The organism is Mesorhizobium carmichaelinearum, assembly GCF_900199455.1.
In the GTDB taxonomy this organism is placed as follows: Bacteria; Pseudomonadota; Alphaproteobacteria; order Rhizobiales; family Rhizobiaceae; genus Mesorhizobium; species Mesorhizobium carmichaelinearum.
This window is the reverse complement of the sequence record NZ_FZQR01000108.1, coordinates 1-1,443: the sequence shown is the minus strand read 5'-3', so window position 1 is coordinate 1,443 and position 1,443 is coordinate 1. Positions and strand designations below refer to the sequence as shown.

Below are 1,443 nucleotides of genomic sequence, written 5' to 3'. Positions count from 1 at the left end.
GCGCTCGGCCAGAAGATCTTCCACATGACGCAGGCTCAGTGGAAATCGGAAGTAGAGCCACACCGCATGCGCTATGATCTCGGCAGGAAAACGATGACGCTTGTATCGGAGCGTCATAATATCGGTGAGCGGGTGCAGGCTCATGCCCGTAAAGTCCGCCGAAAATGTTAAGGCGACGCTACCAGTCGATGATATGGCTGGTCGGCCTAGGCATGGCGCGGGGCAGGCGCTTCAGGATTTCGGCGCCATCCGAGATCACGGTGACGTCGCCAAAGCCGCAATATCCTTCTTGCTGAAGCGCGTGGAGCGCTCGATCTCGGATTGCGGTTTGGTCGAAATAGCGGCCACCGGGTTCGCCCCGACCGCCGCGACCGCATCTGGCTACAACGAGTTCGAAGTTTCGCGCTGCAGTGGGATCGGCGCTGCGCACATGCGCTGTGTCGATGCTGATGATAAACTCTTTGCGCCGATCGCCGGGAAGCTCCATTTCGAGCTGGCGTCGATCATCAGCTTGCGCCCTTGCGCGCCGTTCTTCCTCTGCAACCTGCTCGTCCAGCCGTTCACCGATCCTGATGGTGCGCTTGCGCACGGTCGCATGCGTCTCGGTAGGCTCAATGGGCAGGAATTCGGTGAGCACTCTGGCGGCCTGCCGGTACGGCATCATGCTTCCCAGCCGCGCCGTCAGTTCAGCTCGGGCGTCGCCCGATCCGGGCAGATTTCCTTCAGTGGCGCGAAAGCAACGACCATCCCTGGATGGCAATCCCCACACAGCATCCAGCGGGGATTGCGCACCTCCACCGTGCCGAACACAGTTCGGATCCGGCGCGCCGTATAGTCTTTGACCGGCCGGAACGTGTGGCAGTCCGGGCAAACCCGCCGAAACAGAGCATAGGCATTCACCTCCTGGTTTACGACCGCGCTCTGCAGCGCCGTCATGATCTTCTTGCCGTCTTCGATCGACAGGCCGATTTCGCCGTCGAACAGGCGCTCCCAGCTCTTGTCGACCCGGACCTCCCGACGACAAACGTCGCCGAACTCGCTCTTTCCCTCGATTGTAATTGTCCACTCCACCGCCATCGTTGCTTCTCCGAACAAAGCGACGGTGATGAACTGCTCGGGCCTAACAATCCGTGCTCAACCCCAGAAAAATTACCGGTCTCGTTCTCGGCTACACCGTGGATCTGGAAGACGCTCTTTGCGAGCAAGCTCAGACATGGATGGCTCCTCTAAGCGGACAATGACAGTCCGATTATGGCGCAATGCGACGCCGGGAGCAGGACCCATCCACCATCAATCGAAAACGCGTTGTCAAAACTGTATCCATCCGGTGAGGGACGCGGACGGACCTATTTGTTTCCGTCGCGATGGATGGCGATGAGGTTTTGAAGGCTTTCGATGCCGAATTCGGAGAAGGCCATGACGCCGTCTTCGTGGTCTGGCCCG

At 59.5% G+C, this 1,443-nt stretch carries 2 protein-coding genes and 1 pseudogene; all 3 read right to left on the bottom strand.

The features are described 5' to 3' along the window. Nucleotides 1-117, bottom strand: a pseudogene (locus CKW40_RS42180) (IS6 family transposase); the annotation flags it as partial. 61 nt (nucleotides 118-178) lie between these two features. Then, nucleotides 179-661, bottom strand: coding sequence for a hypothetical protein (locus tag CKW40_RS42175; RefSeq protein ID WP_143748532.1), 483 nt, complete (start codon nucleotides 659-661; stop codon nucleotides 179-181). 20 nt (nucleotides 662-681) lie between these two features. Further along, on the bottom strand, nucleotides 682-1,077 hold the full coding sequence (locus CKW40_RS42170; RefSeq protein ID WP_095205375.1) for a hypothetical protein: 396 nt from the start codon (nucleotides 1,075-1,077) through the stop codon (nucleotides 682-684). Nucleotides 1,078-1,443: the final 366 nt, after the last annotated feature.

Excerpts from the sequence above, each read along its gene's own strand:
- CKW40_RS42175 (WP_143748532.1), bottom strand. The coding sequence starts at position 661 with ATGCCGTACCGGCAGGCCGCCAGAGTGCTCACCGAATTCCTGCCCATT.
- CKW40_RS42170 (WP_095205375.1), bottom strand. The coding sequence starts at position 1,077 with ATGGCGGTGGAGTGGACAATTACAATCGAGGGAAAGAGCGAGTTCGGC.